The 23,308-nt window shown below is 54.6% G+C and carries 21 protein-coding genes; 9 read left to right on the plus strand and 12 right to left on the minus strand.

Annotation, left to right across the window (positions count from 1 at the left end; all coding sequences use genetic code 11):
* Positions 1–77: 77 nt before the first annotated feature.
* Together PsW64_RS04865 and PsW64_RS04870 are read right to left on the minus strand one after the other, a co-directional pair.
* On the minus strand, positions 78–1,115 hold the full coding sequence (locus PsW64_RS04865; RefSeq protein ID WP_082831031.1) for a helix-turn-helix domain-containing protein: 1,038 nt from the start codon (positions 1,113–1,115) through the stop codon (positions 78–80).
* Between the two features lie 682 nt (positions 1,116–1,797).
* On the minus strand, positions 1,798–2,403 hold the full coding sequence (locus PsW64_RS04870; protein ID WP_063302884.1) for an NAD(P)H-dependent oxidoreductase: 606 nt from the start codon (positions 2,401–2,403) through the stop codon (positions 1,798–1,800).
* Positions 2,404–2,506: 103 nt separating this feature from the next.
* Here PsW64_RS04870 and PsW64_RS04875 point away from each other — a divergent pair, with 103 nt between their 5' ends.
* Positions 2,507–3,406, plus strand: coding sequence for a LysR family transcriptional regulator (locus PsW64_RS04875; RefSeq protein ID WP_063302885.1), 900 nt, complete (start codon positions 2,507–2,509; stop codon positions 3,404–3,406).
* A 9-nt stretch (positions 3,407–3,415) separates the two neighbouring features.
* Here the strand turns inward: PsW64_RS04875 and PsW64_RS04880 are convergent, their stop codons facing one another.
* From PsW64_RS04880 to fabI, 5 genes are all read right to left on the minus strand, one after another.
* The gene (locus tag PsW64_RS04880; protein ID WP_063302886.1) at positions 3,416–3,898 is read right to left on the minus strand and encodes a GNAT family N-acetyltransferase; all 483 of its coding nucleotides are present in this window, start codon (positions 3,896–3,898) and stop codon (positions 3,416–3,418) included.
* A 78-nt stretch (positions 3,899–3,976) separates the two neighbouring features.
* Positions 3,977–5,137, minus strand: a complete 1,161-nt coding sequence (locus PsW64_RS04885; protein WP_063302887.1) for an acetate/propionate family kinase — start codon at positions 5,135–5,137, stop codon at positions 3,977–3,979.
* Positions 5,134–6,516 (minus strand): bifunctional enoyl-CoA hydratase/phosphate acetyltransferase, encoded by a 1,383-nt coding sequence (locus tag PsW64_RS04890; RefSeq protein WP_063302888.1) that lies wholly within the window; start codon positions 6,514–6,516, stop codon positions 5,134–5,136. Before PsW64_RS04890 ends, PsW64_RS04885 begins: the two co-directional genes overlap by 4 nt.
* Positions 6,517–6,525: 9 nt before the next feature.
* The gene (locus tag PsW64_RS04895; RefSeq protein WP_063302889.1) at positions 6,526–8,805 is read right to left on the minus strand and encodes a DUF3141 domain-containing protein; all 2,280 of its coding nucleotides are present in this window, start codon (positions 8,803–8,805) and stop codon (positions 6,526–6,528) included.
* 19 nt (positions 8,806–8,824) lie between these two features.
* On the minus strand, positions 8,825–9,589 hold the full coding sequence (fabI, locus tag PsW64_RS04900) for an enoyl-ACP reductase FabI (RefSeq protein WP_057461408.1): 765 nt from the start codon (positions 9,587–9,589) through the stop codon (positions 8,825–8,827).
* A gap of 381 nt (positions 9,590–9,970) precedes the next feature.
* On the opposite strand from fabI, the gene PsW64_RS04905 reads away from it, so the two are divergent.
* Both PsW64_RS04905 and PsW64_RS04910 read left to right on the plus strand, forming a co-directional pair.
* Positions 9,971–12,004, plus strand: coding sequence for a hypothetical protein (locus tag PsW64_RS04905; RefSeq protein WP_063302890.1), 2,034 nt, complete (start codon positions 9,971–9,973; stop codon positions 12,002–12,004).
* A gap of 26 nt (positions 12,005–12,030) precedes the next feature.
* Positions 12,031–12,486, plus strand: coding sequence for a type III secretion system chaperone (locus PsW64_RS04910; protein WP_063302891.1), 456 nt, complete (start codon positions 12,031–12,033; stop codon positions 12,484–12,486).
* A 63-nt stretch (positions 12,487–12,549) separates the two neighbouring features.
* Here PsW64_RS04910 and PsW64_RS04915 read toward each other — a convergent pair whose 3' ends face one another.
* On the minus strand, positions 12,550–13,611 hold the full coding sequence (locus tag PsW64_RS04915) for an NAD(P)/FAD-dependent oxidoreductase (RefSeq protein ID WP_063293386.1): 1,062 nt from the start codon (positions 13,609–13,611) through the stop codon (positions 12,550–12,552).
* 326 nt (positions 13,612–13,937) lie between these two features.
* Here PsW64_RS04915 and PsW64_RS04920 point away from each other — a divergent pair, with 326 nt between their 5' ends.
* The 4 genes from PsW64_RS04920 (at position 13,938) to PsW64_RS04935 (ending at position 19,438) form a co-directional block, all read left to right on the plus strand.
* A complete protein-coding gene (locus PsW64_RS04920) occupies positions 13,938–14,495 on the plus strand; it encodes a helix-turn-helix domain-containing protein (protein ID WP_063287536.1) in 558 nt (185 codons plus the stop codon).
* A 105-nt stretch (positions 14,496–14,600) separates the two neighbouring features.
* On the plus strand, positions 14,601–17,084 hold the full coding sequence (locus PsW64_RS04925; RefSeq protein WP_063302892.1) for a GcvT family protein: 2,484 nt from the start codon (positions 14,601–14,603) through the stop codon (positions 17,082–17,084).
* 306 nt (positions 17,085–17,390) lie between these two features.
* On the plus strand, positions 17,391–18,185 hold the full coding sequence (locus PsW64_RS04930) for a FadR/GntR family transcriptional regulator (RefSeq protein ID WP_063302893.1): 795 nt from the start codon (positions 17,391–17,393) through the stop codon (positions 18,183–18,185).
* A 41-nt stretch (positions 18,186–18,226) separates the two neighbouring features.
* Positions 18,227–19,438 (plus strand): mandelate racemase/muconate lactonizing enzyme family protein, encoded by a 1,212-nt coding sequence (locus PsW64_RS04935; protein ID WP_063302894.1) that lies wholly within the window; start codon positions 18,227–18,229, stop codon positions 19,436–19,438.
* 93 nt (positions 19,439–19,531) lie between these two features.
* On the opposite strand, the gene PsW64_RS04940 is transcribed toward PsW64_RS04935, so the two are convergent.
* From PsW64_RS04940 to PsW64_RS04950, 3 genes are all read right to left on the minus strand, one after another.
* Positions 19,532–19,762 carry a tautomerase family protein gene (locus PsW64_RS04940; protein WP_057461399.1) on the minus strand — a complete coding sequence of 77 codons (231 nt, stop codon included), beginning with the start codon at positions 19,760–19,762 and terminating at the stop codon, positions 19,532–19,534.
* A 50-nt stretch (positions 19,763–19,812) separates the two neighbouring features.
* Positions 19,813–20,352 carry a pyridoxamine 5'-phosphate oxidase family protein gene (locus PsW64_RS04945; protein ID WP_063302895.1) on the minus strand — a complete coding sequence of 180 codons (540 nt, stop codon included), beginning with the start codon at positions 20,350–20,352 and terminating at the stop codon, positions 19,813–19,815.
* A 205-nt stretch (positions 20,353–20,557) separates the two neighbouring features.
* Positions 20,558–21,022, minus strand: coding sequence for a DUF1348 family protein (locus PsW64_RS04950; protein ID WP_063287541.1), 465 nt, complete (start codon positions 21,020–21,022; stop codon positions 20,558–20,560).
* Between the two features lie 209 nt (positions 21,023–21,231).
* Between PsW64_RS04950 and PsW64_RS04955 the strand changes: the two genes are divergently transcribed.
* Complete coding sequence (locus tag PsW64_RS04955) at positions 21,232–21,792, plus strand: TetR/AcrR family transcriptional regulator (protein ID WP_057461396.1); 561 nt, start codon at positions 21,232–21,234, stop codon at positions 21,790–21,792.
* Between the two features lie 220 nt (positions 21,793–22,012).
* Positions 22,013–22,804, plus strand: coding sequence for a cyclase family protein (locus PsW64_RS04960; protein WP_063302896.1), 792 nt, complete (start codon positions 22,013–22,015; stop codon positions 22,802–22,804).
* 51 nt (positions 22,805–22,855) lie between these two features.
* Here PsW64_RS04960 and PsW64_RS04965 read toward each other — a convergent pair whose 3' ends face one another.
* Entirely contained in the window at positions 22,856–23,305 is a 450-nt protein-coding gene (locus tag PsW64_RS04965) for a VOC family protein (protein ID WP_063302897.1), read from the minus strand.
* Between the last annotated feature and the right edge of the window lie 3 nt (positions 23,306–23,308).

Consider the following 23,308-nt stretch of genomic DNA (forward strand, 5'->3'; position numbering starts at 1 on the left):
GCAATTTGTGAAGGTACGCAGGTACTGTGTCGCTGTGATACCGAGGGTCGACTTGATCTCAGAGGATCAAGCTCCCCTCAGTTCAGCTTCGCCTCTTTTAGCGAAGTGAGCCAGTTGGAGAAGATGCCGCTGGAGATGCGGGTTTTGTGGTCTTGCCCGGCGGCGATGTCCATCAGGATGTCGCGGGGAGAAACGCCGTAGTGTTCTTTGAAGCTGCGGGTGAAGCTGGAGGCGTGCGAAAAACCACAGCTCTCGGCGATCTGCTGGATTTTGATTGTATTGCTTCCGGAGCGCAGCAGCTTGCGCATGGCGTGTTTCATGCGGATGTAACGCAGGAAGGCCATGAAGCCGCCCATGGGCTCAAACAGGCGGTAGAGGGTGGTGCGAGACACGTTGAGGTGATGCGCCACTTCTGTGCTGTTCAGGCGTGGGTTGGTATAGGTTCGGCTGATGTACTCGGCGGCTTGTAAAAACCGCGCTGCAGTCTGATTGTTTTCATCCAGTGCAAATGAGATTCTCGGGCCGTTGTTCATCTGGTTGGCGACCAGCTTGGCGATGCATTCCACGATTGAGGTGACATCCTCATCTGACAGGTGACCCAGTTGACCGCGAAGCAGCTGCATCATGCTGATCACTGCATTGGTCGAGCCGCCTGTTGCGGGAAGGCACAGGGTTGGGTAGGTGCGATCCCCATGGAGGAACGGTGCCAGTGCCGTTCGCGGCAAAGCCAGTGTCATCAGCTTGTAGGAGCTGTGGTCTACCACAAACGGCTCGGCCATATCCTGCACGATCAGATGACCGGGCTGGAGTTCCACACTCTCCTGACCCATGTGGGTGACGCAATTGTGGGTGTGATCATAAAATTGCACAAACACAGCATCCATGCCGTCGCGGGCAATGCGCTGGCTGGAGCGGATGAACCTGTGCGGGGTCGCGTTGATGGTTGCCACAAAGCCACTTTTATAGCGAAATCCGCGCACGCCCGCGCCAAAGGCCTCCGGTGAAGCGGTGTTGGAAGCCAGACAAGCCTCTCCCGTCGCTTCGGCGACCCCCTCGCGCCATTCATCCCAGTTGATGCTGGGCCGGTAAATCACCTCAGGTCTCGGCTCATTCATTGAGTTGTTCGATTCAACAGACATTCTACCCGGTACTATGCTGCAACTTGTGCGTGGTAATTCCAATCTGCGCTTAAAATATTCCTGAAGGCTGGAGAACGAAGGAGCTACAGTCCCGATTGAGAAAGGGACCTGCGAGGCCACATCGTTCTGTCAGTTTTGCGTCCCCTCCCGTTGAAAAAGATTCAAAACGGGCATTGATACCGTGGTCCTGCTTATGGTTGGAGGCAAGGCGGTGTTGAGCAATGTGTCCTACGCTAAGTCTGACAGGAATGGTGTCCCTCCAGCCTTCAGATGACCAAATTTCAGGAAGCGACCCCCGAGCCTCGGCCATAAAAAAAGAATTCTGAAAATGAATGCAGTGCTGACCATCAGATCAAGGCACCGAAAACAAAGTCACCACCATGTCGTCCCATCCATAATACCACAATAGGTTTATTCTTCTAAAGGATCGCAATGAAAACAAGGGCGTGAAACAAATTGCTAAAACAAAGCTGTGCTTTGAAACGACAGGCTAAGAGACCTGAGCAGCGGAAAGAAGAAGAGGTTGGTAAAGATCGAATCGATTTTTAATGAATGAGCTGTTTGAGTTCTCGGTTTGCCCATAATCTACAGTTTTGGATGAGCAAAAAAAGGCGAGCACAAGGGCCCGCCTTTTTGAAAAATGGAACGTTGAAAGAGGTCAGGCGCTGACGCGGGCAGCGAGCTTGGCGTTGTTTTCCAGCAGTTTGTCCAGCCGTGCTTTTTTGATGACTGGGTTGAGTTCAGGGTCCAGAACATGTGCGAGCAATGCTGTATTGGAAGCTTCGATCGCGGCGTCATCAACAACTGCAAGGCCGTGCAAGACGAAGGGGCGCAGGTAAACCATTCCAGTCAGCAGGGCAGTCTGTTGAAAGGGTTTGAGCAACTCATCCATGCTGAAATTGTTATAGCCGCCTGCGTGATAGCTGTCCTCCGGTCCGCCGGTAGAGATAGCCAGCAGCAGTTCCCGGCCAGCCAGTTTGGTGCCACCCGGGCCATAGGCAAAGCCGTAGGACAGGACCTGATCTTGCCATGCTTTCAGCGCTGGCGGGGCGGAATACCAATAAAACGGAAACTGGAAGACGATGCGATCGTGAGAGAGCAGGAGTTGCTGTTGTTCTTCAACGTTAAAGCTCAGAGTTGGGCCGCCAACACGGGCCAGATCAAGCACGGTGATGTCATCTGTTGCGGCAAATGCTTCAAACCAGGAGCGGTTGATACGGGATTTTGAAAGGTCGGGATGGGCAGTGAGCACAAGGGTTTTCATCGCAGGAAGGCCTCTTAGAATATCTGATCTCTGCTTTATAACAGGATGCATACATGCTATTAATTGCCTCCATATCAATCCAATAGATGTATGGTATCAAATAATGCGTTTGCCTCTTGCCATGCTGGAAGTGTTTAACGCCATTGCACAGAACGGCAGTCTCAAAGGAGCCGCTCAGGCGCTTGGCATCAAACCGTCCACGGTGTCTCATCAGTTGAAATCGCTGGAAGAACAGCTCGGGACGGCCCTGTTTGTGCGCACCACCCGGTCGGTAGCCCTGACGGATGCGGGTCGTGCGTTGCAAAGTGGGGCGGGCGCGGCGTTTGACCTGCTGGGGCAAGCGGTAAATGATGCAAAGGAACACGGCAGCAGCGCCCGTGGCAGTTTAAAACTGACCTTGCCTGAGTTTGTGTTTCACTCCTTCCTTGCAGATCTTCTGCCCAGCTTTCAGGCTGCTTATCCGGAGATACAGCTGGAGCTTTCTCTGACGGACGCCATTGTCGACATCGTTGCAGATGGTTTGCACGGCGGGCTTCGTCTGGGGGGAAAGATTGCGCAGGATATGATTGCGATCCGTATCTCTGACCCGCAACCCCTGACCGTCCTTGGCAGCAAGGCATATCTGGCTGAGCATGGCACGCCGGAAAAACCTGAAGACCTCCTCGTGCACAACTGCCTTCACTACCGGTTTCAAACATCAGGACGGCTGGCGCCATGGGTGTTTGAGGTGGATGGCAACACCGTGGAGATTGATATCAAAGGAGGGTTGATCCTCAACACCCTGCCCTCTCAGTTGCAGCTGATGGAGCAAGGCATGGGATTGGTGCTCACTTTCCGCGAGTATGCGCTGATGCAGTGCGACCTGACAAAGGTGCAATGCCTGCTGGAGGATTACCTGAAACCAACAGAGCCGATCTATCTGTTTTACCCGCGTGAATACAAAAACCTGCAGGCCCTGCGCCTATTCATCGACCACATCAAGGCCCACCGGCAGTTGGCGTAACAAGCAGGGTTAAGCAGCAGGCGCTTTATACGGTGGCACTTGCCGCAGGACCATGCCGTGTTTTTGGTCGGCTTTGTAACCGAGGCTTTCGTAAAAGCCTCTTGCGCCGCGGTCTTGTCCGGTCAGCAGCATGATTTTGTAGGCGTTGGCTTGCCAGGCGGCATCTCGCAGAGCATCCATGACCATGCGGCCAAAGCCTCTGCCCCGATAAGCTTTCAGCGTCACCACGTTCTCGGCAAGGCAATACGAGCGGCCACCATAGGTCATGTTGGGTAGAATATGGAGCGTGGCGCAGGAGACGATCTGGTCGTAAATCTCCACACCAAACAGAGAGGTGCCGTCATGTTGCAAAAGCTTGGCGAATTGCGCTGGCCCGTCTTTGCCATAAACAAGCGGAATGCCATCTGTCAGCTCATTCAGGAGCATGACGACATCCTCATAATCATCAATGGAAAGGCGGCGGATGGTGACGGTTGGCGAGAGGACAGTCATAAGGGGACTCACTGAAAACGTGCGGCATTGAATATGAAACACGTTTACCGCGAGGTTGCTCTGTGCTCCAGTCGCTCACTATTGAGTTTTCATGGCAGCTTTTGCGACGGCCCGTGCGATCACCTGTTCTTCGTTGGTGGGCATGATGAAGACGCGTACCGGTCCGGTCCCGATTTCCGGTGCGTTGGCCATGTTCTTTTCCTGATCGATGGTGATGCCGAGAAACTCCAGTGGTTCGCACACGCTGGAGCGCACCCGGGCTGAATTCTCGCCAATGCCAGCGCTGAAGATCAGGGCGTCGATGCCTTCCAGAGTGGCGGCCATGGCACCCACCTCGCGGCGGATCTGGTAGCAATAGTAGTTGATGGCTTGCTTGGAAAACAGTTCTTCTGAATGTTCCAGCACGCGCATGTCAGAAGATTCCTCTGACAATCCCAAGAGCCCGCTGCGACGATAGATGATGCTCTCGATTTCTGCTGCCGATAGTTCTTTTTCCTGCATCAGATAGAGCATGACGCCCGGGTCCAACCGTCCGCACCGTGTGCCCATGGGCAGGCCATCTACGGCAGAAAAGCTGGTACTTGCGTTGATGGAGCGGCCATCTTCTACGGCGCACATGGAAGCGCCGTTGCCCAGATGGGCGATGACGAGGCGTCCGTTGGCGACATCGGGATGTTCCCGGCGCATTTCACTGCAGATGTAATCAAAGGAAAGCCCGTGGAAGCCATAGCGGCGCACACCTTCCTCATAAAAATGCCGTGGAATGGCGAAGGCGTCATTGGGGAAGGTGTGACCGGCATGGAAGGCCGTATCAAAACAGCCGATCTGCAGCACGCCCGGAAACACCTGTTTGGCTGCGCGGATGGTTGCCAGACTGTATGGCTGGTGTAGCGGGGCCAGCGGAACCATCTGCTCCAGCTTCTGCACCACCTCAGAGGTCAACTCTGTTGGTTTGAAAAAGGCATTGCCGCCATGAACGATGCGGTGCCCTATGCCAACGACAGGCTGCCCTTGCAAGTAGGGCTCCACCTTGGCGAAGATGGCGACGACGGCGCTGGCATGGTCAACTGTGCCCAGCTCCCGCACGATGTCCTCGCCGGGTGTCTGCATCTTCAAGCGGGCAGAAGGGCCCAGACGCTCAACAATGCCGGAGATGAAAAGGTCAGGCTCAGCCTGCGCTTTGTAAAGTGCGAACTTGACGGAGGACGATCCGGTATTGAGCGTAAAATAAAAACTCATGTTTTTTGGCTCGCAGCGTAAAGAAGCGCAACAGCGCAAGACATTAACCGGGCCTTGTCGTCATCTGCACGGCTGGTGAGGATCACCGGACAGCGGGCGCCCATAACCACTCCGCACACTTCTGCATGGGCAACAAAGGCCAGTTCCTTGGCTAGCATATTGCCAGATTCCAGATTGGGCACAACCAGTACATCTGCCCTACCAGCAACCAAGGAGGTGATGCCTTTTGTTACCGCAGCATCAATGTCGATAGCGTTGTCCATGGCCAGCGGGCCATCCACGATGCCGCCCTTGATCTGGCCGCGTTCTGCCATTTTGGAAAGGATCGCTGCATCCATGGTCGAGGGGATTTTGGTGTTCACCGTTTCCACGGCTGAAAGGATGCCCACCTTGGGCTGTTGCTGTCCAAGGGCCAGTGCCAGATTGATGGCGTTTTGGACAATATCCACCTTGGTTTCCAGATCCGGTGAGATGTTGATGGCCGCATCGGTGATAAACAGCAAATGGTCCAATCCCGGCACATCCATCACAAACACATGGCTGAGGCGATTGTCAGTGCGCAGGCCCACATCCCGTTTCACGATCTCCGCCAACAACACGTCGGTGTGGAGTTGGCCTTTCATGATCGCCTGCGCCTTACCTTCGCGCACCATGGCCACGGCCTGTGCTGCCGCCTGACTGTGGCTTGCAACATCAATGATATCGCAGTGAGCCAGATCTTTGCCAAGACGCTCTGCGGCATCCTCGATCTTTTCGCGAGAGCCAATCAGGACCGGCTCAATCAGCGTGTTTTCGGCTGCCAGCAAAGCGCCGCCTAGTGACTTGCGGTCTTCTGGCGCCACAACCGCGGTGATGAGAGGTGGGAGTGGGCGGGCTTGATCCAGCAATCTATCAAAGTGCTCATGACTGCGCACGGTCAGACCCGGCAAGCTGACAGCCTTGGCGATTTTGCTGGTGCGCGGGGCGATAACCTCGGCCTCGCCTTCTACGATCACCTGACCGTCCGCACGTTCCACGGTGGTTTGCAGTGTCACGACGTAATCGGGCAGCTTTTCCGTCACCTTCACGCGGGCTGTCAGATGGTCCCCTTCATAGGCACGACCCAGAAAGCGCAGGCTCTGGCTTTTGTAGAGCGTGCCCGGTCCGGGCATTTGATTGCCCAGCACGGCAGAGATCAGACTGGCGACCCAGAGGGAGGGGGCGACGCCTTCAAAGTCGCCTTCGCCCTCGCGATCTTCCTTGGGCAGATGGATGGGGTTGAGGTCGCCGGAGGCATGGGCGGAGACGTAAAAATCATCCGCAGAGCAGGTCCGCTCGTAAATGGCTTCCATGCCAACTTCGATCTGATCGTACGGAGTATTCTTGTAGGTTGTTGTCATCAAACCTTCCTAACCCCATTTGAGCGACTTCTTCAGACAGTGCCACAGTTCCAGAGAATTGGGCGCCATATTCTCTTCCTTGCCAATAATGTAGGACACGGCCTTATACGCAAAGGTCTTGTCCTTCTCGCTTTTCAGCAAGCCCGGCAGGGCATTGTAACCTGCTTCCATTTCGAAACGGGAAATGAGAGTCTGATCGTGAATGAGGAAGTTGCGCTCTTTCGGATCCATGGATTTGAACGGTGCCCATGTGGTCAACACTTCGTTGAACCGCTCCAGCTTTTCGCCGCGGACTTCGGTACGGGTGTCGGCAATCATCAGCACAATGCGTACGATGGCTGCAGCTGCCCCGCCCTTCTCGATCTTCTTGAGCGCGTTCTGGATGCTGGTCAGACTGTGCAGGTCCTGCATTGGCACTTTTGGCCGGCGGAAGGACAAGGCCTTGCCGTATTCCACGGCAGGCGGTGAGGCCCAGAAGGTGAGGAAGCTGTTTTCAATGAAGGCCTCGCGCATGTCCTTCAGCGCATCCCAGCCATATTCAATGCTGTCTGCCATCAGCTCCTCCCAATAATGGAAGGGCGTTTTGGCCATGTTGGGTGTGTGGTTTTCCTTCACCGCGGCGGCGGCCATGGTGGGCCAGAACATCAAGGGATTGGTGGAGGCAAAGGCGCCATTTGCTAGCCGCATGGGATGCATATCGCGCGTTGCATCCGCTGCCTGCGTGCTGTTCATGGTTTTTAGAACAGGGCCAATGGTGCTGTCATACACATCCTCCCAGCTCTCGGAAAAGCGGGCGACACCGGCAAACGCTTTTTCCTCGTCGCGTTCACCAGTTTCCAGCAGCATTTCATCAATGGTCTTGCGGGCAAAACTCACCTTGAATTTGGCATCGCAGCCTTTGCCCTTCTGCTCTTCAATCTGCAGTTTGTAGAGCCCAGGAGGCATGGCCTCGATGGTCTTCAGCGTGGAAGCCACCTGCGTATGTTCGCGCTTGGCAACGCTGGAGGAGACAAAGATGCCCAGATGCCCGACCTGATCATGAAGCATATAGAGGATACGCTGGCCGAGGATCTCGATTTCCGCTTCATCCGTGTAGGTGTCCGCAATCCAGTTGAGCGCCTGATCGGGCGGGGTGATGTTATCGCCGTAGGAGGAAAACACGATGATCGGGGACTTGATGGTCTTTAAGTCAATGGGGCGTCCCGGTTCCAGAAAGGCTTCATTCTTCGCCAGCTTGTTGCCGATGAAAAGGTTGTCCAGAATCCAGCGGAATTCTTCCTCTGTCATGTAGTAGAAGCCGCTCCACCATTTCTGGAATTCCAGATAGCGCTCTTCGTCCTTGTCGATGTTGGTGTAAAGGTCATAGTACTTGCGGAACCAGTTGCGGCCCGGGTTCAGCATCTCGAAGTTCTGCACCAGATTGGCACCATCAAAGACGCCGTTGCCAAGGTCTGCGGAGAGCAAGGCAGGTACGATGCCGCCTGTCAGGCCAGCGGAGTAGCGCATGGGGTCCTGCCCCATCTTGCCGCTCCAGTAAGACATGGGCGCACCGTTGAGCACAATCGGCCCCACCAGATCCGGATAGACCGCTGCCAGAATAGCTGTTGCCCACCCGCCCTGACAGTTACCAACCACGATGGGCTTGGGGCTATCTGGGTGGCGAGAGATGATCTCGCGCAGGAAGGCCGCTTCGGCATGGGTGACGTGCGACAGCTCCTGATTGGGCTCTGGCATGGGGTGAAAAGCGACAAAGTACACGGGGTGCCCGTCACGCAGGGCAACCCCCACCTGACTGTCATTCTTGAACCCGCCAATGCCTGCGCCGTGGCCTGCACGCGGATCGATGATCACATAGGGGCGCTTCCAGTCCAGCACCTCCACGCCGTCAGGTGGAATGACCTTCAAAAGCATGTAGTTGCAGGGGCGCGGCAGGTTGCGGCCCTCAACAACCACCTCGTAATCATAAATGAGAACCGGAGGACAGCCCTTGGCCATGTGGTCAAAGTATGTGTCACTGGCTTCGCGCAGGGCATCCATGGTCAGGATGGCGCGTTCGCTGGATTCCTTGAGATAATGCGACCACGCATCCAGCAGCTTCTTGGGTGTGTCGTACGGGCCCCAGGAGGCGGCCAGTGCGTCGCTTTTGGTTTTTGATTTGGCCTGTTTCTTCTGAAGGTCGTTCATCAGGCGCGTGGAGCGTCGTGAGTTGGCGACCTGCAAAAACTGGTTTTGTTCAGCGAGAGCCTCAAAGTACTGGGCGGTTCGCTTGCTAAAGAGTTCTACTTGCATAATCTACCTCGGTGCCGGCCTAACCAATGATGCGGTAACCACCGTCAATGGGGTGAACCACGCCGGTGATGTTTCGGGCTTCATCACTGGCCAGAAAGGCGGCATATGCGCCAATGTCTTCAATACTTGCGAGTTTTCGGGTGGGGGCACGCTCGGTCGCGTCGGCCAGCATCTCGTCAAAGCTGGCAATGCCGCTGGCGGCGCGTGTTGCCAGCGGGCCGGGGGACAGCGCGTTGACAGAGATGCCCTTCTGGCCCAGTTCGGCAGCCACATAGCGCGTGGTGCTTTCCAGCGCGGCTTTCACCGGACCCATGATGTTGTAGTGGCTGATCACCTTTTCCGAGCCATGGAACGTCACGGTCATGACGCTGGACCCGGAGGGCATCAGCGGTTCTGATTTGCGGATGAGGCGCAGGAAGGAGTGCACGGAGATGTCCATGGCCACGCCAAACCCCTCTGCCGAGCAATCCACCACGCGGCCATGCAGGTCAGCCTGCGGGCAAAAGGCGATGGAATGCAGCAGAATGTCCAGCGACCCCCAGACCTGCTCGATTTGCTGGTAAAGAGCATCCACCTCATCAGGTTTTGTCACATCCAGCGGCGCAAAAATGGCTGCATCGGCTTCTTCTGCCAGTGGGGCCACATGCTTTTTCGCTTTGTCATTCAGGTATGTAAGAGCCAGTTCTGCGCCTTGTGCCTTCATGGCTTTGGCGCATCCCCATGCAATGGACTGGCTGTTCGCCACCCCAACAATAAGGGCTTTTTTGCCCTTCAATGAAAACATGCGGTCATTACCCTGTTGGTTGAAACCTGTCATTTGGAAGGAAAACAACAAGACTAGAAATAGCTATACAGGAGAAATAAGGAAAACCAAGGTGCGAAATCTAGTAAATGAATTGGGCGATCGAAATGTTCAAAGAGTGACTATTTATGTAACTAAGTAATTTTGTAATTAATTTTAAGCCATTTCTCAGTGGGTGTTGAGTAACCTAGTTTTCCAAGACAAATGTGTCCGTTGTTTACTTTTTTCGGTTGGCGACCGGGGCTGAGTGCCTGTCAGCACAGACACGTCCGCCAGGGGATTCTAATAGTTTGATTAAAACGTGATCCCGGAGTGTTTCTGTAGTTTTCGGGAAAGAAGATATTACCAAGCGATGGTGCTTTCATGACCGGATCAACTTTATCTGTTTCGACCACTCAGCCAACTGTCCCTCAACCGGATCTTGCGCAGTATCAGGATGTGGTTCCTCCTAAGCCAAGTGAGCGGATTGTTGAGTATTCGCTCAACTATGTGACGAAGAAAACGGCGCAGCATGAAGCGGTTCTGGGTGAAATAAAGCGCGAGCTCAATTCTTATTTCAGCACTGAAGTCACGGAGAAGGTGGTTGATCACTTCCTCTCCACAAAGCCACATCTGCCAAAGTCCAGCGTGCTCGCCATGCTCCTTCATGTGCCAAGCAAAGCTTCGCAGCAAGCGCAGGAAAAAGTGACAGCGCTCTTTGAAGAGGCCCATGCCTATGGCAGCAGGCTGACGATGGAAACCTTTTTTGAAGGCGCCGCAATTCCGGATGACCCCAAAAAAGCCGCTGAAGTTCTCACGGCCCGCATTGTTGAGCTGGCAAAAACAGCAGATGCAGATGGTATTTCCAGCATCACGCGGTCGCTGAGCTTTCTTGGCGGCTCAGACAACGCAGTGTTGAAAGAGGCCGTGCCGATCGCACTGAAGGCCGTCCATTCCACGCTTGTCTATCCCGAGAGTGTCCGGACACAGAATGCAGCGCAGGGGGGAGACGTTGCCCGCGTGCCGGGTGAGGTGACAACCCATCTGCTTGCACTCATCAGAAATGAAGCGCAAACCCCGGGTCTGGACCCGGAAACAGCTGGCAATCTGGCTGAGGTTGACGGGTATGTGAAGGATCAGGTGCTGGGCCATAAGATCTCCGTGCCGGAAACCCGCGAGCTGTTGAGTGCTGTTGCAGAGCGATTTGAGGAAATCGGCCTGAATGGCCTTGCCGATGAGACCAAAACGCTGCTGGGACAACTGGGCAAGAGCGATAACCCGCCACTGACGCGCCTGCACGATGCGATCTACTCCCGCGTGCTCGACAGTACCTTTATTGCGGATATGGTTCACGACACACCGCAGTCCGTGATGAACTCTGCACAGCTGGTGAAAGATGGCATTCGCGATGTGATTTCCATCCAGACCCCGCGGGTCCAAAACCAGACAGCCATGACCATGCACAGGATGATGGCGGGCAACGAGCGGTTCTGGATGCCGGAATGCCCGGAGCTGATGGAGTTTGTACAAGGGCCGCGTGACGATGCGCTGATGAATCTGGACAAGTTCTTGTCCGCACCAACCCGCAACGGATATGACGCCATTGCTGTTCCCATGCTGGTTGTGAAGTCCACTGTTGCCTTGCATGCATTGCTGACCAAAACGGTGCCTGCAGACCGCCAGCCACTGGTCGTCAACGGCAAGAAGGTCGCCGACTTGCCTGCTTATGTAAAGGTTGCAAACAGGGCCTATCAGGGGATCTGTCAGGAAGCCAATCGAACGAATGCTCCGGAAGATCCTGATTTGCAAAAAGCAGACAGATCCAAAGTTGGGCGTACGGACACGCCAAAGAGTGCGCATGCCGGGATCACCCTTGGCTACCAGCCCGGCAGTGTGACGTTTGAAGGAGATGCAGGCAAGATCCCGAGCACGCACCCTGCGGATGTGAACCTGCCAAAGCTGCAGGAACCGAGCAAGTCTCAGGTTGAAGCGCTGTCTCGTGGTATGCCGTTTGCCTCTGGCGTTTCCGGTTCGACCAACCTGAACCTGCATTTCCTGCATTATCTGAGGCACACCTCCCCTAACCCGGACCAGATTCCGGATTCAAAAGATTATATGGTCGCAAACACCATGTTCCTGAACTACGACGGCGGTCACTCAATCCATGAAGCGCTTTGGGTTGGGCAGGAGCTGGACGGTACGTTGGGGCTGGATCTTGGACTGGCGCAAGGGAAGCCAGATGGAACGCAGATTGAGTCCTCAAGCTATGTCTCCGACCTCAATGAGTTCATCGACCTTTACGATGGCACGGAGACTGGTGACGCTTTGGCACGAGCCAAGGAAAACGCCTGGGATGCGACACTGGATTACTTTGATGAGCACAGCTACGCTGCCGGTAAAACCGTGAGCGACGCCTGAGCCTCAAGCCAATTTGGAAATAGAAAATGAAACACGCTGAAACACTCATTGCCGAGCTTGGCGAGAAAATCGGGCTGCCAAACCTTCAACTGGATGAGGAAGGGCTCTGCTCTTTTGACGTTGAAGAGGAGTTTACGCTCACCTTGGGTGCGAACAATCAGGATGAGGTGATCCTGTTCGCCCTACTGCCTGACATCCAGAAAGACAAACGCGAGGCAGGATATCGGTTGTTGCTGCAAGCCAACCTGCTTGGCAAAGGCACCGGAGATGCAGTTCTTGCCATGACGGAAGGCGACAACCAGCCAGCGCTGAACTCAAGGTTTTCTGCCAAAAGCCTTGGTATCGCGCAGCTTGAAGAGAAGCTGGATACATTCATCAAGCTCGTCAAACTGTGGCGCGTGACCATCCAGTCCCTCAATGCCTCACAAAATGAGGGCACAACGCAGCTTCATTCCACAAACGATGAGTGGCTTCGCGCTTAAGCTTGAGCGCTTGTCATCCTGTTGGGCTGTTCGCAGGCAGCCCAACGGTCCTTTGTCAGCCTCTTAAAGCGTAGGGGCAGACAGAGCTTGCTCGCAGATCTGGTTGCTGATCCGCTCGGCAATCAACGGGGCGAGGATGACGCCGGGGTGGCTGCCTGCCACGAAAGCGTTGGTGAAACCGTTGATGGGACGAGCGAGTGGTTCGGAGGATCGGGTTGCCGGGCGTTGGCCGACCTGAATGGAAAGCAGCTCCACACGGCCCGCATTGGCAAACGTATCTTTGACCGCCTGCACAACTGTCTCTCCGATGTGTGCCAGCTCTGCCGGGTCTTCGGTCTTTGGCGGGCATTCAGCAATGGCAAAGTTGCCTGTTCCAAGGCTACGCATCTCCACATCCGGTGTTTGCAGCACCGGAAGGAAGTCCGGCACCTCTGCACTCACTTCGATGTAGGTGCAGGGCGAGGTATAAAGATCGTGCTCCGGCTCGAATGGAGCGATCAACGCGCCATTGCCGCCACCGGAAGCAAGCACGGTAAAGTCGCTGGCTTGCAGCTCCCCTCCCATCATCACCCCTTTACAATGGTGGTCAGAAGCGTCGAGCCCGCTGGTGGTGCTGTTCAAAACCACCCTGCCGCCAAGGCGCTCAAAGGCGTTGACCAGTTTGCCGATAACTTTGGGCGGGTACCAAGACACATCCTGCGTCGAATGAGCTGCAAACTCTGGCGGGTTGGCGAGAGCTGGCAGATGCTGCTGAAGTTCTTGTTTGCTCATGGTGCGGGTTTGTGTGCCCGCCTGTTGCTGCCGGTCGATCAGGTCCTGGGTTTTTTCCGGTGTGGCGCGCCAGACAATGGCGCCGCCTTCTGCATCAAACAGCGTGCCGTCAAACTCCGCGTTCAGGGCTTTGTAACGCTGGATGCCATCAACCAACAACGGGAACAAATCCGGTTGGTCAATCGGATCATTGGCGATATGGCAGATCCAGCCAAAGGAAACACGTGAGACATCTCCGCCCACACTGTGGTTTGCATCAAACAGGGTGACTTTGAAACCTTGACGCGCGAGCTTATACGCAATCATGGCTCCCGTAATTCCGGCCCCGATCACGTTAACGCTTAAATTCTGCATAGATGCCTCAGTTCAAAGAAAAAGATACCGGCCAGCGACGAATATCGCTGATCAGCTGAAGAATTCAAAGGAATGGCTATGCGCAGACCCTAACGAACCCTCCTGCACGGTGGAACCGGCATCCTGAAAAATAAGAGGGTAGTGATATATTTGTCGCGACTAATATAGTTAGCGGGATGATTTCGGTAACCAATTGATACAGTGAGATAAACAACCGGTTGCATGGCTTTTGGTAGCCTGAATTGCAGGGCCTGCGTGAAATAATCCTTGAAAATTTCACGACGATTAGTGAAAATATCGCGAAATATTTCACGGAATCACGCCACATGACTATCACAAGTACATTGGGGGAAGATCTGAAGGCGCTTCGCATCGCGCGCGGTATGACGCTGGAAGATCTGGCAAAACTACTGGGCCGCTCAGTGGGGTGGCTCTCTCAGGTAGAGCGGGATAAATCCACGCCGCGCCATACGGACCTGAAGCAGTTTGCCGAGGTGTTTGGTGTTCAGCTCTCCCTGTTTTTCGGCAATGCAGAGGCGCCGGAAAATGAGAGAGGCCGCGTAGTGCGCGATGGCAACCGCCGCGTGATTGGGGAGCGGGATAAGGGCCTGCTTGAAACACTGGTGTCACCAGACCTGACCGACAGCTTTGAGATGATCCACTCCACCTTTCAACCTGGCTCTCACCGCAGCGCTGCGATTACACGCCCGACGCAAGAGGTGGCCTACATGGTCTCGGGCAAGCTGGATGTGTGGATTGGGGAAGAGATGTTCACGGTGGAGGCAGGCGACAGTTTCCGCATCAAGGAGGCGTCTTACCGCTGGTCCAACCCATATGCTGAACCTGCCATTGCTATCTGGGTGATCTCACCGCCGGTTTACTAGAGCTGCCGCTCACAGAAATGTTTGCAGACAAGAATGATACCCGTCTCACAGAGAAAAGCGGGAGAGGACTACATGACAAACGAATAGATTTTGGAGGAGGTGCGCATGTCTATCCCAACCACCGCGCGGGTTGTCATTATTGGCGGCGGCGTTGTCGGCGTTTCCACGCTATACCATCTGGCAAAGCTGGGCTGGAGCGACTGCGTGCTTCTGGAAAAGAATGAGCTGACGGCAGGCTCCACATGGCATGCGGCAGGCAACTGCCCCAACTTTGCCACCAGCTATGCCGTAATGAACATGCAGCGCTACGGCTTGGAGCTGTATCGCAGGTTGGCTGATGAGGTGGACTATCCCATCAACTATCATGTCACCGGCGCGGTCCGACTGGCCCACAGCCACAACCGGATGATGGAGTTTGAGCATGTGGCAGCCATGGCTGAGCACATGGGCCTGACTATGGAAATGTGCACGCCTGACCAGCTGCAAAAACACTTCCCCTTTATGGAAACGCACGATCTGGAAGGCGGTCTTTGGGATCCGTTGGACGGCGATATCGATCCGGCGCAGGTGACACAGGCGCTGGCGAAAGGCGCGCGGGAGCTGGGCGCCCGCATCCTGCGGTTTACACCTGCCACAGGCGTGCGCCGTGAAGGCAGGGAATGGATTGTCTGTACTGAGGCAGGTGAAATCCGCTGCGAATATGTGGTGAATGCAGCTGGCTACTATGCTGCGCGCGTTGGTGAATGGTTTGAGCCGTATGGCGGGCGCGCTGTGCCTTCCGTTACCATGAGCCATCAGTATTTCATGACTGAGGCTGTTCCAGAGGTGGAGGCATGGACCAAGGCACAGGGCCGCAAGCTGCCTATGCTGCGTGACCCTGATACCTCCTATTATCTGCGGCAGGAAACGGGCGGGTTCAACCTTGGCCCCTATGAGCGAGCCTGCCGGACGGCATGGACCTCATCAGATGACCCGATGCCGGATGACTTCAGTTTCCAGCTGTATCCGGATGATCTGGAGCGGCTTGAGTTTTACATTGAAGACGCGATGGCCCGCGTGCCCTTGCTCGGAACGCAAGGGGTGAAACGCAACATCAACGGGCCAATTCCTTACGCACCTGATGGCCTGCCCGTGATTGGCCCCATGCCCGGTGTGTCCAACGCGTTTGAGGCGCACTCCTTCACCTTTGGCATCGCGCAGGGCGGCGGCGCTGGCAAGGTGGCCGCAGAGTGGATTGTACACGGCCAGACCGAGTGGGACATGTGGGCCGTCGATCCAAGACGTTACACCGATTACACCGACAAGCAGTACTGCATCGATAAAGCGAAGGAAGTCTACGGTCACGAATACGCCTTGCACTTTCCCCATCACGAATGGCCAGCTGGTCGGGACCGCAAGCTCTCCCCCAACCACACCAGACTGCTGGAACTGGGTGGACAGATGGGGGCATACAATGGTTGGGAACGGGCTAATTGGTTTGCGAAAACGGGCGACGATATCTCTTACGAGGCGACGCAAACATGGAGCCGCTCTGGCCCGTGGCAGCCGCGGGTGCGGGAAGAATGCGAGGCTGTGCGTGAGCATGTTGGCGTGCTGGACCTCCCCGGCTTCTCGCGGTTCAAACTCTCGGGTACAGGCGCTGCTGACTGGCTGCGAGGACAGATCGCCGGAGGTCTCCCCAAAGTTGGCCGCATGACCCTTGGCTACTTCCCCGATAATCGTGGCCGCGTCCTAACGGAAATGTCGATCCTTCGTCATGGTGCAAACGAGTTCACGCTGATCACCGCCGCGTTGGCCCAGTGGCATGACTTTGAGCTGCTGACAGCCCGCCTGCCAGAAGGATTGAGTCTGGAAGACCAGACAACGGAGGCAACAACACTGATCGTCACCGGCCCAAAGGCCCGTCAGCTGCTTGCTCCCATGCTCAAAGCGGACCTTTCTCGCAGTTGGCTGAGCCTGCAACAAGCCACCATGCTTAGTAAGGCTGTGATGTTGGTGCGCGTCTCTTTTGCGGGGGAGCTGGGTTGGGAAATCCATGCGAGCAATGAGGATATGCCGGAGATTTATCAGGCGATCCTTGCTGCTGGGGCCAAACCGTTTGGCATGTATGCGCTCAATGCCTTGCGGTTGGAGAAAGGCTATCGCAGCTGGAAGGGAGACCTCTCAACCGACTACACCTTGCTGGAGGCTGGTCTGGACCGATTTGTGAAGCTTGATAAGCCGCAGAGCTTCCCCGGCAAAGCCGCACTGCTGAAAGAACAGGCAGAAGGCGTGAACCGCCGCTTCGTGACGATGATCGTGGAGGCGGGCGAGTATGACGCTCCTTACATGTCCACCATTTGGCATGGGGATCGCATGGTGGGGGAAGTCACCTCCGGCGGGTGGGGCTACCGCGTCAATGCCTCCATCGCGCTTGGTGTCGTGCAGGCTGATCTGGCAAAACCGGGAACTGAGCTGACCATCAAAATCTACGGCAAGCCCTACAAGGCAATTGTACAGCCGGATGAGCCACTTTGGGACCCGGAGAATGAGCGTCTCAAAGATCAAAGCACGCCTGAGATTGTCGTTTTGGAAGGGCACATGGTGTAACCCCGTTCATCTGCCATGATCTGCGGCATCCATATCTCTCCTGCTCCACACGACTGAAGCAGAAAAATATGGATGCCGTAATAGTTGGGTGTGCGATCTATACTTATAATTCTCCAAGCTTATGTATTGATTAATCTCTACTTGTATTTGTGTGTACTTCGTATCGTGACATAATATAGCTTTACGTGATGAGTTTAGTGGTTGTATTTGCGTGTTGACATCTAAGTAGTCAGTCATATTTAATTGTATGTCAGACATGGATAGGCTCGTCTTATCTTTCTGCTCTTTTGATGAGGCTGATGCGTGATGGTATCGACATACACTCAGGATCTGCGAGATCAGATCACCGAGGAATTGGCTCGGCAGTTGTTTTCTGCTGAGCTCAAGCCCGGTGACTTTCTGCCCAAGGAACTTGAGCTCACGGACCAGTTTGGTGTGAGCCGCGCCACCATGCGCAGCGCTTTGGCAACCTTCACCAATCACGGCATCATTGAGCGCATTTCCGGCTTTGGCACACGCGTCAAAGACTATCAGGAATGGAACATCCTTTCCCCGCAAGTGGCCACGTGGATCGCGCAGTATGGCGGCAACACATTGATCTTTGCCCGGGAGATCTTCCGGTTCCGCACGTCTGTTGAACCGTTCATCGCCATGGAAGCCGCGCGCCGGGCCACGGCAAAAGATCTGATGAAGATAGAAGCGGCGTGGAACGGCATGTATGCGGCCATGCAGAAGGACGACCTGACCTATCGCGGCAAGCACTTCCAGCAATATGACATTCAGTTTCATGAGGCGATTTATCAGGCGACCCATAATCTGGTCTGGGTGCAGATTGGTCGCAGCACCATGCCTGCGGTGTTTGTCCTGATCAAGAAAACCACGGAAGCTGCCAGCGAACTCAGTGACAGTCTGGAACGCCACCGCCACCTTCTGGAAGCCATTCGCCTGCGGGATGCGGAGGCGGCTCGAAAAGCGTCTGTCCGCATTATTGACCGCGCAGCCTATGATCTTGATCTGAGTGATTTGAACGAAGAGATCCGCGAAAACTCGCTGGCCAATGTTGTGCTGCAAAACGAACGCGACCGCCTCTCCTCTGACTGAGCTGTCATCCCCTCCCCCAAACCCTTTCTCCGAGACACCACATGCAAATCACCGGTATCGAAACCATCAATCTCAAAGAATTTCGCAATGTCACCTGGGTGCGCGTGCATACGGATGCGGGCAGTTTTGGTCTGGGCGAGACCTTCTATGGCTCAGATGCCGTGTGCGGGTTCATTCACGAAACACTGGGAAATGAACTGATTGGCCGTGATCCAACCCAGATTGATGCCATCTCCCGCCTGCTGCTCAACCCCATCTGCGGTTTCAACTCTACGGGTGCGGAAATGCGAGCCGCGTCCGCCATTGATATTGCCCTGTGGGACCTTGCAGGCAAAACCCTCGGCGTGCCGGTGCATCAGCTGCTGGGAGGTAGAAGCCGCGACAAGATCCGCGCTTACAACACCTGTGCAGGCTACGAGTACGTGAAGGACAAGCAGGTCAACACCACAGAAGACTGGAGCACGGACTCTGTCGCTCAAGGCCCCTACGAGGATCTGGAGGCCTTTCTCTCTGATGCGGGCACTCTGGCGAAAAGCCTGCTGGATATGGGCTTCCGCGGCATGAAAATCTGGCCGTTTGACCAGTTCGCTGTCAAAACCAACGGCACATACATCTCGCCGGAAGATCTGGAAGCTGGCTTGCGCCCCTTCAAACAGATCCGTGAGGCGGTTGGTGATGCTATGGACATTCACGTGGAGCTTCACAGTGTCTGGAACCTGCCAATGGCAGAAAAGATTGCCCGTGCGCTCAAGCCTTACAACGTGTTCTGGCTGGAAGACCCGATCAAGATGACCAACGTGGACGCACTGGCAGAATACGCTCGCCGTGCTGACACATGGGTCACCGCCAGCGAGAACCTTGCCACCCGCTGGTCCTTCCGTGAGTTGTTTGAAAAGCGCGCCACGGATGTTTGCATGCTGGACATTGGCTGGTGCGGCGGCCTGACGGAAGCCAAGAAGATCGCCACCATGGCGGAAACCTACGAGCTGCCCGTCGCGCCACATGATTGCACTGGGCCGGGGCTGCTGACCGCAGCTGTGCACCTTTCCATCAACCTGCCCAATGCGCTGGTTCAGGAAATGGTGCGGGCATTCTACTTCGGTTGGTACAGCGAGTTGATGGAAGGCCTGCCAGTATTCGAAAATGGCTACCTGCTTGCCCCAACCGCACCGGGCCTTGGCATCTCGCTCTCCCCAAAGGTCTTTGAGCGCAGCGACGCAACAATCCAGATGACGGGTTCAAATAACAGTTAGACTGCACATGGCATGACTGTGAGCGCCCGCTGGATATGAACTCTATCCTGCGGGCCTTCACCCGTTGTGCTTGTTACACGCTGGTCTGTGAGCTTACTCGTTGACTTCCTGAAGTGGTTTCTCACCCACTGCAATCTCAGGCATAGTATCTGTCAGCAGTTTTCCAGCCACTGCAATATTATCATATGAATGTTCCTCAAGATGAATCACGAGGTGGTCTCTGGCTAAACCTGTTGTGGTGCAAAATGCTTCGGTTAAAGCTGCAACACAGGCAGCTTTCTTTTCACGGCTAAGACGAGGGGAATAAACAACAATATGAGGCATGGCTTGTACTCCTTAAAATCAAGGCACTTTGAAGTATAAGGCAGCCAATTTTAAAGTGCTACAGAAGCGCGCTTGGGAATATGTCTTGGGCAATCCCACTCAAGTGCTTTTGTTTTAATAGTAATAGCGCGCTCAGGATCAGCCTTATAGCTTTCAGGCATGAGATCCATGACAAACTCCCGGTCTTCCTCCAGGGAAGTTATCTGCGCCTCACCCCAGATTTTGAGCCTCTGCTGTGTTTCATAGTCCACCAGTATGAGAGACACGCGGGCGTTTTGAGAGATGTTTCCAGCACTGAGATATTGCCGGTTACCGCGATAGTCGGCATACGCAAAATGCTGGTCATCCAGCACCCTCAGAAAACCTCTTGGCCCGCCTTTAAACTGCACATACGGCCAACCAGTCTGTGAGAGTGTTGAGAGGTAGAACCCATCCATGCGACTGATGAATGCGGCGTGGTCTGGTTCAATTTGATGGCCCGTCAACTCCTCCCCTTCCAGAAATGTAGCGTAGGCTTCTTTGGTGCCATAGCGGTCCTGAAAAGATTGAGCAGCAGGCGTAAAGGCAATCTGGGCAAAGGCTTTGGGCATGAAAACTCCCGAGAGGTCTAATGAATATCTCTGAATATGGGAGCTGGAACAGAAAATGCGACGGTCCTTTGGGTAGAAGGAGCCGTCGCATTGCTCTGGGGGAGCGGGAGGAACTGGGCAAGTCCGCAGTGTTCTAAAAAGGCCAAGTCGATGGGGCCGTGCTTGGCACTCTAAGCGGATGGACGCATTCCTCCGGTGGAGTTCGTTATAAGTTCATTTCGGACAAACCCGGGTGGTGATCTGGACGGCGGCCAAAGGGCCAGGCAAACAGGCGTTCGTTTTCGTTGATCTCCGTGTCGGTGATGCAGGTGATCCGTTTTTTCATCAAACCTTTGGTGTCAAATTCCCAGTTCTCGTTGCCGCAGGAGCGGAACCACTTGTTGTGTATGGTGCGCCATTCGCTGACAATGCGAATTGAGAAACGGTTTTGGTTATAACTCCAAAGCTCTTTGATGTGGCGGTAGTGGAGCTGGGTTTTCCATTTGGCGGAAAGGAACCCCATAATCTGTGGTCGGCCTTCGATCGTCTGGTTCCGGTCATGCCACATGCAATCGCGAGACAGGTTTCGGATAACAATTGTCGGGCAGCGTGAGTTCCACGCATCCTCCGCAGCTCTTACCTTTGCGAGTGCCGCATCTTCCGTCAGGGGGCGCATAGATAAGTTGAGCATATTGTTACCTCTTATTATTTACTGATCGGTACAGTGCTGATTGCTAAGGTGTACCGATCTGTTCATTTGGTCAATTCACCAAATCGCGAGGTGTGTGATGCCCGTCACGAGACTTAGCAAAGCCCTTTGATTTTGCGGCTAAAATGAATTCCCTTGTTCGGCCATATTTTTTTCGTTATATGTACTGATCAGTAAACCCAGAGGTTGGTATGCGCAAAAATAAACGAGATGAACTCGTACAACAGGCGATGGAAACCTTCTACAGAAACGGATTTCACGCAACTGGTATGGATATGCTGGTGGCAGAATCCGGCATCTCCAAAACCTCCATGTACAAGCATTTCAAAAGCAAGGATGAACTGATCCTTGCTGCGCTGAAGCTGCGTGAGGAGCAGTTTCACAACTGGTCTGCACAGCGGGTTGCTGAGCTGGCGAGCGAACCCAGAGATCAACTGCTTGCGCTGTTTGATGTGCTGGATGAGTGGTTCAAGGAAGACACCTTCAAGAGCTGTATGTTCATCAAAGCCAGTTCGGAATACCCGGAACCTGACCACCCCATTCACCAGCAAACCGTGGAGCAGCGAAATGCCATGTATGAGGGTGTGCTGACACTGGTTGAAGCGGCTGCTCTGAAAAATCCGGAAGCGTTGGCGCGGCAACTGCTTATGCTGCAGGAAGGCGCGATCATTACCGCGCATTTTGGCAACAGCAAAGACCCGGCAGGCGAAGCTAAAATCGCAGCCAAAGCGTTGATTGACGCTGCTTCCTGACAGCCTCTACCTGCGAAAAATAATAGTGTCCTCCCAGGATGTAAAAGACGGTTTGAGTACTGTGCGGTCTCAGACATGCAACCTTGCACCTGCAAGGCTTACTCTGCGGAAAATATTTGCGTATACATATGAATATGTTTAGCGTGGTCCCTGAGAAATCTTACGGGACGGTTGGTTTCTCATATTAAAAACGTCCACTTTCTGGGAGGGAGAAAGAGGGATGCTGACCAAAAGCATATTGGAAGACCTTGGCACGAAACTGATTACTGGAGATGTGGAGGTGATTGACCTTTCTGGTCGATTGGGGCCAGAAACTCCCATTTTACAACTGCCACCAGACTTTGCTAAAAACACGCCGAAAGTGGAGATTCATAAGATCTCCGAGTATGATGCGGACGGTCCGTTCTTTGCGTGGAACTGGATGAAACTGGGTGAACACTCCGGCACTCACTTTGATGCCCCGCATCACTGGATCACGGGAAAAGACTATGCAGATGGATATACCGACACCATCTCACCGCAGAATTTTGTGGCGCCTGTCAACGTGATTGATTGCTCCGCCGAGACTGCTGCAAACCCGGACTTCCTGCTGACGGCTGACCGTGTGAAAGAGTGGGAAGCTGAGCATGGATCGATCAATGCTGGCGAATGGGTTGTCATGCGCAGCGATTGGTATCACCGCAACACCGATGAAGCGAAGTTTCTCAATGTAGATGAGTATGGGCCGCATTCACCGGGGCCAACCGTTGATTGCATCGAGTATATCCTCTCCAAAGGTATTCTGGGTTGGGGCAACGAATGCATCGGCACGGATGCGGGATGTGCCGGAGGGATGGAACCGCCCTACCCTGCGCACAACTTGCTGCACGCTGCCAACCGCTACGGCCTCGCCAGCCTCGCTAATCTGGACAAGCTACCCCCGAAAGGCGCCATCCTGATTGCCGCTCCACTCAAGATCGCCGATGGAACCGGCAGTCCCATCCGTGCACTCGCACTGGTTTCTGCGAGCTAGCGAAATACTGTGAAACGCGCTGATCGGCAGTGGTTTGAAGGCTGCTGCCGGTCAGTTTGCATATTGAGAAAAAGGTTGTTCCAGCTCGAGAATATTGCCCTCGGGGTCTCGCAGGTAGATGATCAGGTGTGGTTTGTTAGGTGTGCCGAAATCTGTAATCTCGCCCAACTGGCTCCCACCAGCTGCGATGGTTTCAGCGCGAGTTGAGTGGATGTCTGGCACCTGAAACGAAAGATGACCGAAGCCGGGTTCGTTTACTTGTGGTGTGTCCCGATCCAGCATGACCTTATGCTGATGAAGTTCCAGAAAAGGCATGTCGCACTCTGGAAACTTCAGCCATATCGAGAGAATTTCGGAGTTTGGCAACCCGGTGCCGCAGGAGACTTTCTTACCAGATAACACCTTTGGAGGCCGCAGGTACGCGCAGTTGAAGACCCGTTGGTAAAATGCGGCAAGCGCCTTTGCGTCCTTTGCGACAAGGTTGATGTGCGTCAGTTTCATATC

The sequence above is a fragment of the Pseudovibrio sp. W64 genome (genome assembly GCF_001623145.1).
In the GTDB taxonomy this organism is placed as follows: domain Bacteria; phylum Pseudomonadota; class Alphaproteobacteria; order Rhizobiales; family Stappiaceae; genus Pseudovibrio.

What these genes read in the sequence shown, in the direction of transcription:
- PsW64_RS04865 (WP_082831031.1), bottom strand. Translation starts at nt 1,115, where the DNA reads ATGAATGAGCCGAGACCTGAGGTGATTTACCGGCCCAGCATCAACTGG.
- PsW64_RS04870 (WP_063302884.1), bottom strand. Translation starts at nt 2,403, where the DNA reads ATGAAAACCCTTGTGCTCACTGCCCATCCCGACCTTTCAAAATCCCGT.
- PsW64_RS04875 (WP_063302885.1), top strand. Translation starts at nt 2,507, where the DNA reads ATGCGTTTGCCTCTTGCCATGCTGGAAGTGTTTAACGCCATTGCACAG.
- PsW64_RS04880 (WP_063302886.1), bottom strand. Translation starts at nt 3,898, where the DNA reads ATGACTGTCCTCTCGCCAACCGTCACCATCCGCCGCCTTTCCATTGAT.
- PsW64_RS04885 (WP_063302887.1), bottom strand. Translation starts at nt 5,137, where the DNA reads ATGAGTTTTTATTTTACGCTCAATACCGGATCGTCCTCCGTCAAGTTC.
- PsW64_RS04890 (WP_063302888.1), bottom strand. Translation starts at nt 6,516, where the DNA reads ATGACAACAACCTACAAGAATACTCCGTACGATCAGATCGAAGTTGGC.
- PsW64_RS04895 (WP_063302889.1), bottom strand. Translation starts at nt 8,805, where the DNA reads ATGCAAGTAGAACTCTTTAGCAAGCGAACCGCCCAGTACTTTGAGGCT.
- fabI (WP_057461408.1), bottom strand. Translation starts at nt 9,589, where the DNA reads ATGTTTTCATTGAAGGGCAAAAAAGCCCTTATTGTTGGGGTGGCGAAC.
- PsW64_RS04905 (WP_063302890.1), top strand. Translation starts at nt 9,971, where the DNA reads ATGACCGGATCAACTTTATCTGTTTCGACCACTCAGCCAACTGTCCCT.
- PsW64_RS04910 (WP_063302891.1), top strand. Translation starts at nt 12,031, where the DNA reads ATGAAACACGCTGAAACACTCATTGCCGAGCTTGGCGAGAAAATCGGG.
- PsW64_RS04915 (WP_063293386.1), bottom strand. Translation starts at nt 13,611, where the DNA reads ATGCAGAATTTAAGCGTTAACGTGATCGGGGCCGGAATTACGGGAGCC.
- PsW64_RS04920 (WP_063287536.1), top strand. Translation starts at nt 13,938, where the DNA reads ATGACTATCACAAGTACATTGGGGGAAGATCTGAAGGCGCTTCGCATC.
- PsW64_RS04925 (WP_063302892.1), top strand. Translation starts at nt 14,601, where the DNA reads ATGTCTATCCCAACCACCGCGCGGGTTGTCATTATTGGCGGCGGCGTT.
- PsW64_RS04930 (WP_063302893.1), top strand. Translation starts at nt 17,391, where the DNA reads ATGGTATCGACATACACTCAGGATCTGCGAGATCAGATCACCGAGGAA.
- PsW64_RS04935 (WP_063302894.1), top strand. Translation starts at nt 18,227, where the DNA reads ATGCAAATCACCGGTATCGAAACCATCAATCTCAAAGAATTTCGCAAT.
- PsW64_RS04940 (WP_057461399.1), bottom strand. Translation starts at nt 19,762, where the DNA reads ATGCCTCATATTGTTGTTTATTCCCCTCGTCTTAGCCGTGAAAAGAAA.
- PsW64_RS04945 (WP_063302895.1), bottom strand. Translation starts at nt 20,352, where the DNA reads ATGCCCAAAGCCTTTGCCCAGATTGCCTTTACGCCTGCTGCTCAATCT.
- PsW64_RS04950 (WP_063287541.1), bottom strand. Translation starts at nt 21,022, where the DNA reads ATGCTCAACTTATCTATGCGCCCCCTGACGGAAGATGCGGCACTCGCA.
- PsW64_RS04955 (WP_057461396.1), top strand. Translation starts at nt 21,232, where the DNA reads ATGCGCAAAAATAAACGAGATGAACTCGTACAACAGGCGATGGAAACC.
- PsW64_RS04960 (WP_063302896.1), top strand. Translation starts at nt 22,013, where the DNA reads ATGCTGACCAAAAGCATATTGGAAGACCTTGGCACGAAACTGATTACT.
- PsW64_RS04965 (WP_063302897.1), bottom strand. Translation starts at nt 23,305, where the DNA reads ATGAAACTGACGCACATCAACCTTGTCGCAAAGGACGCAAAGGCGCTT.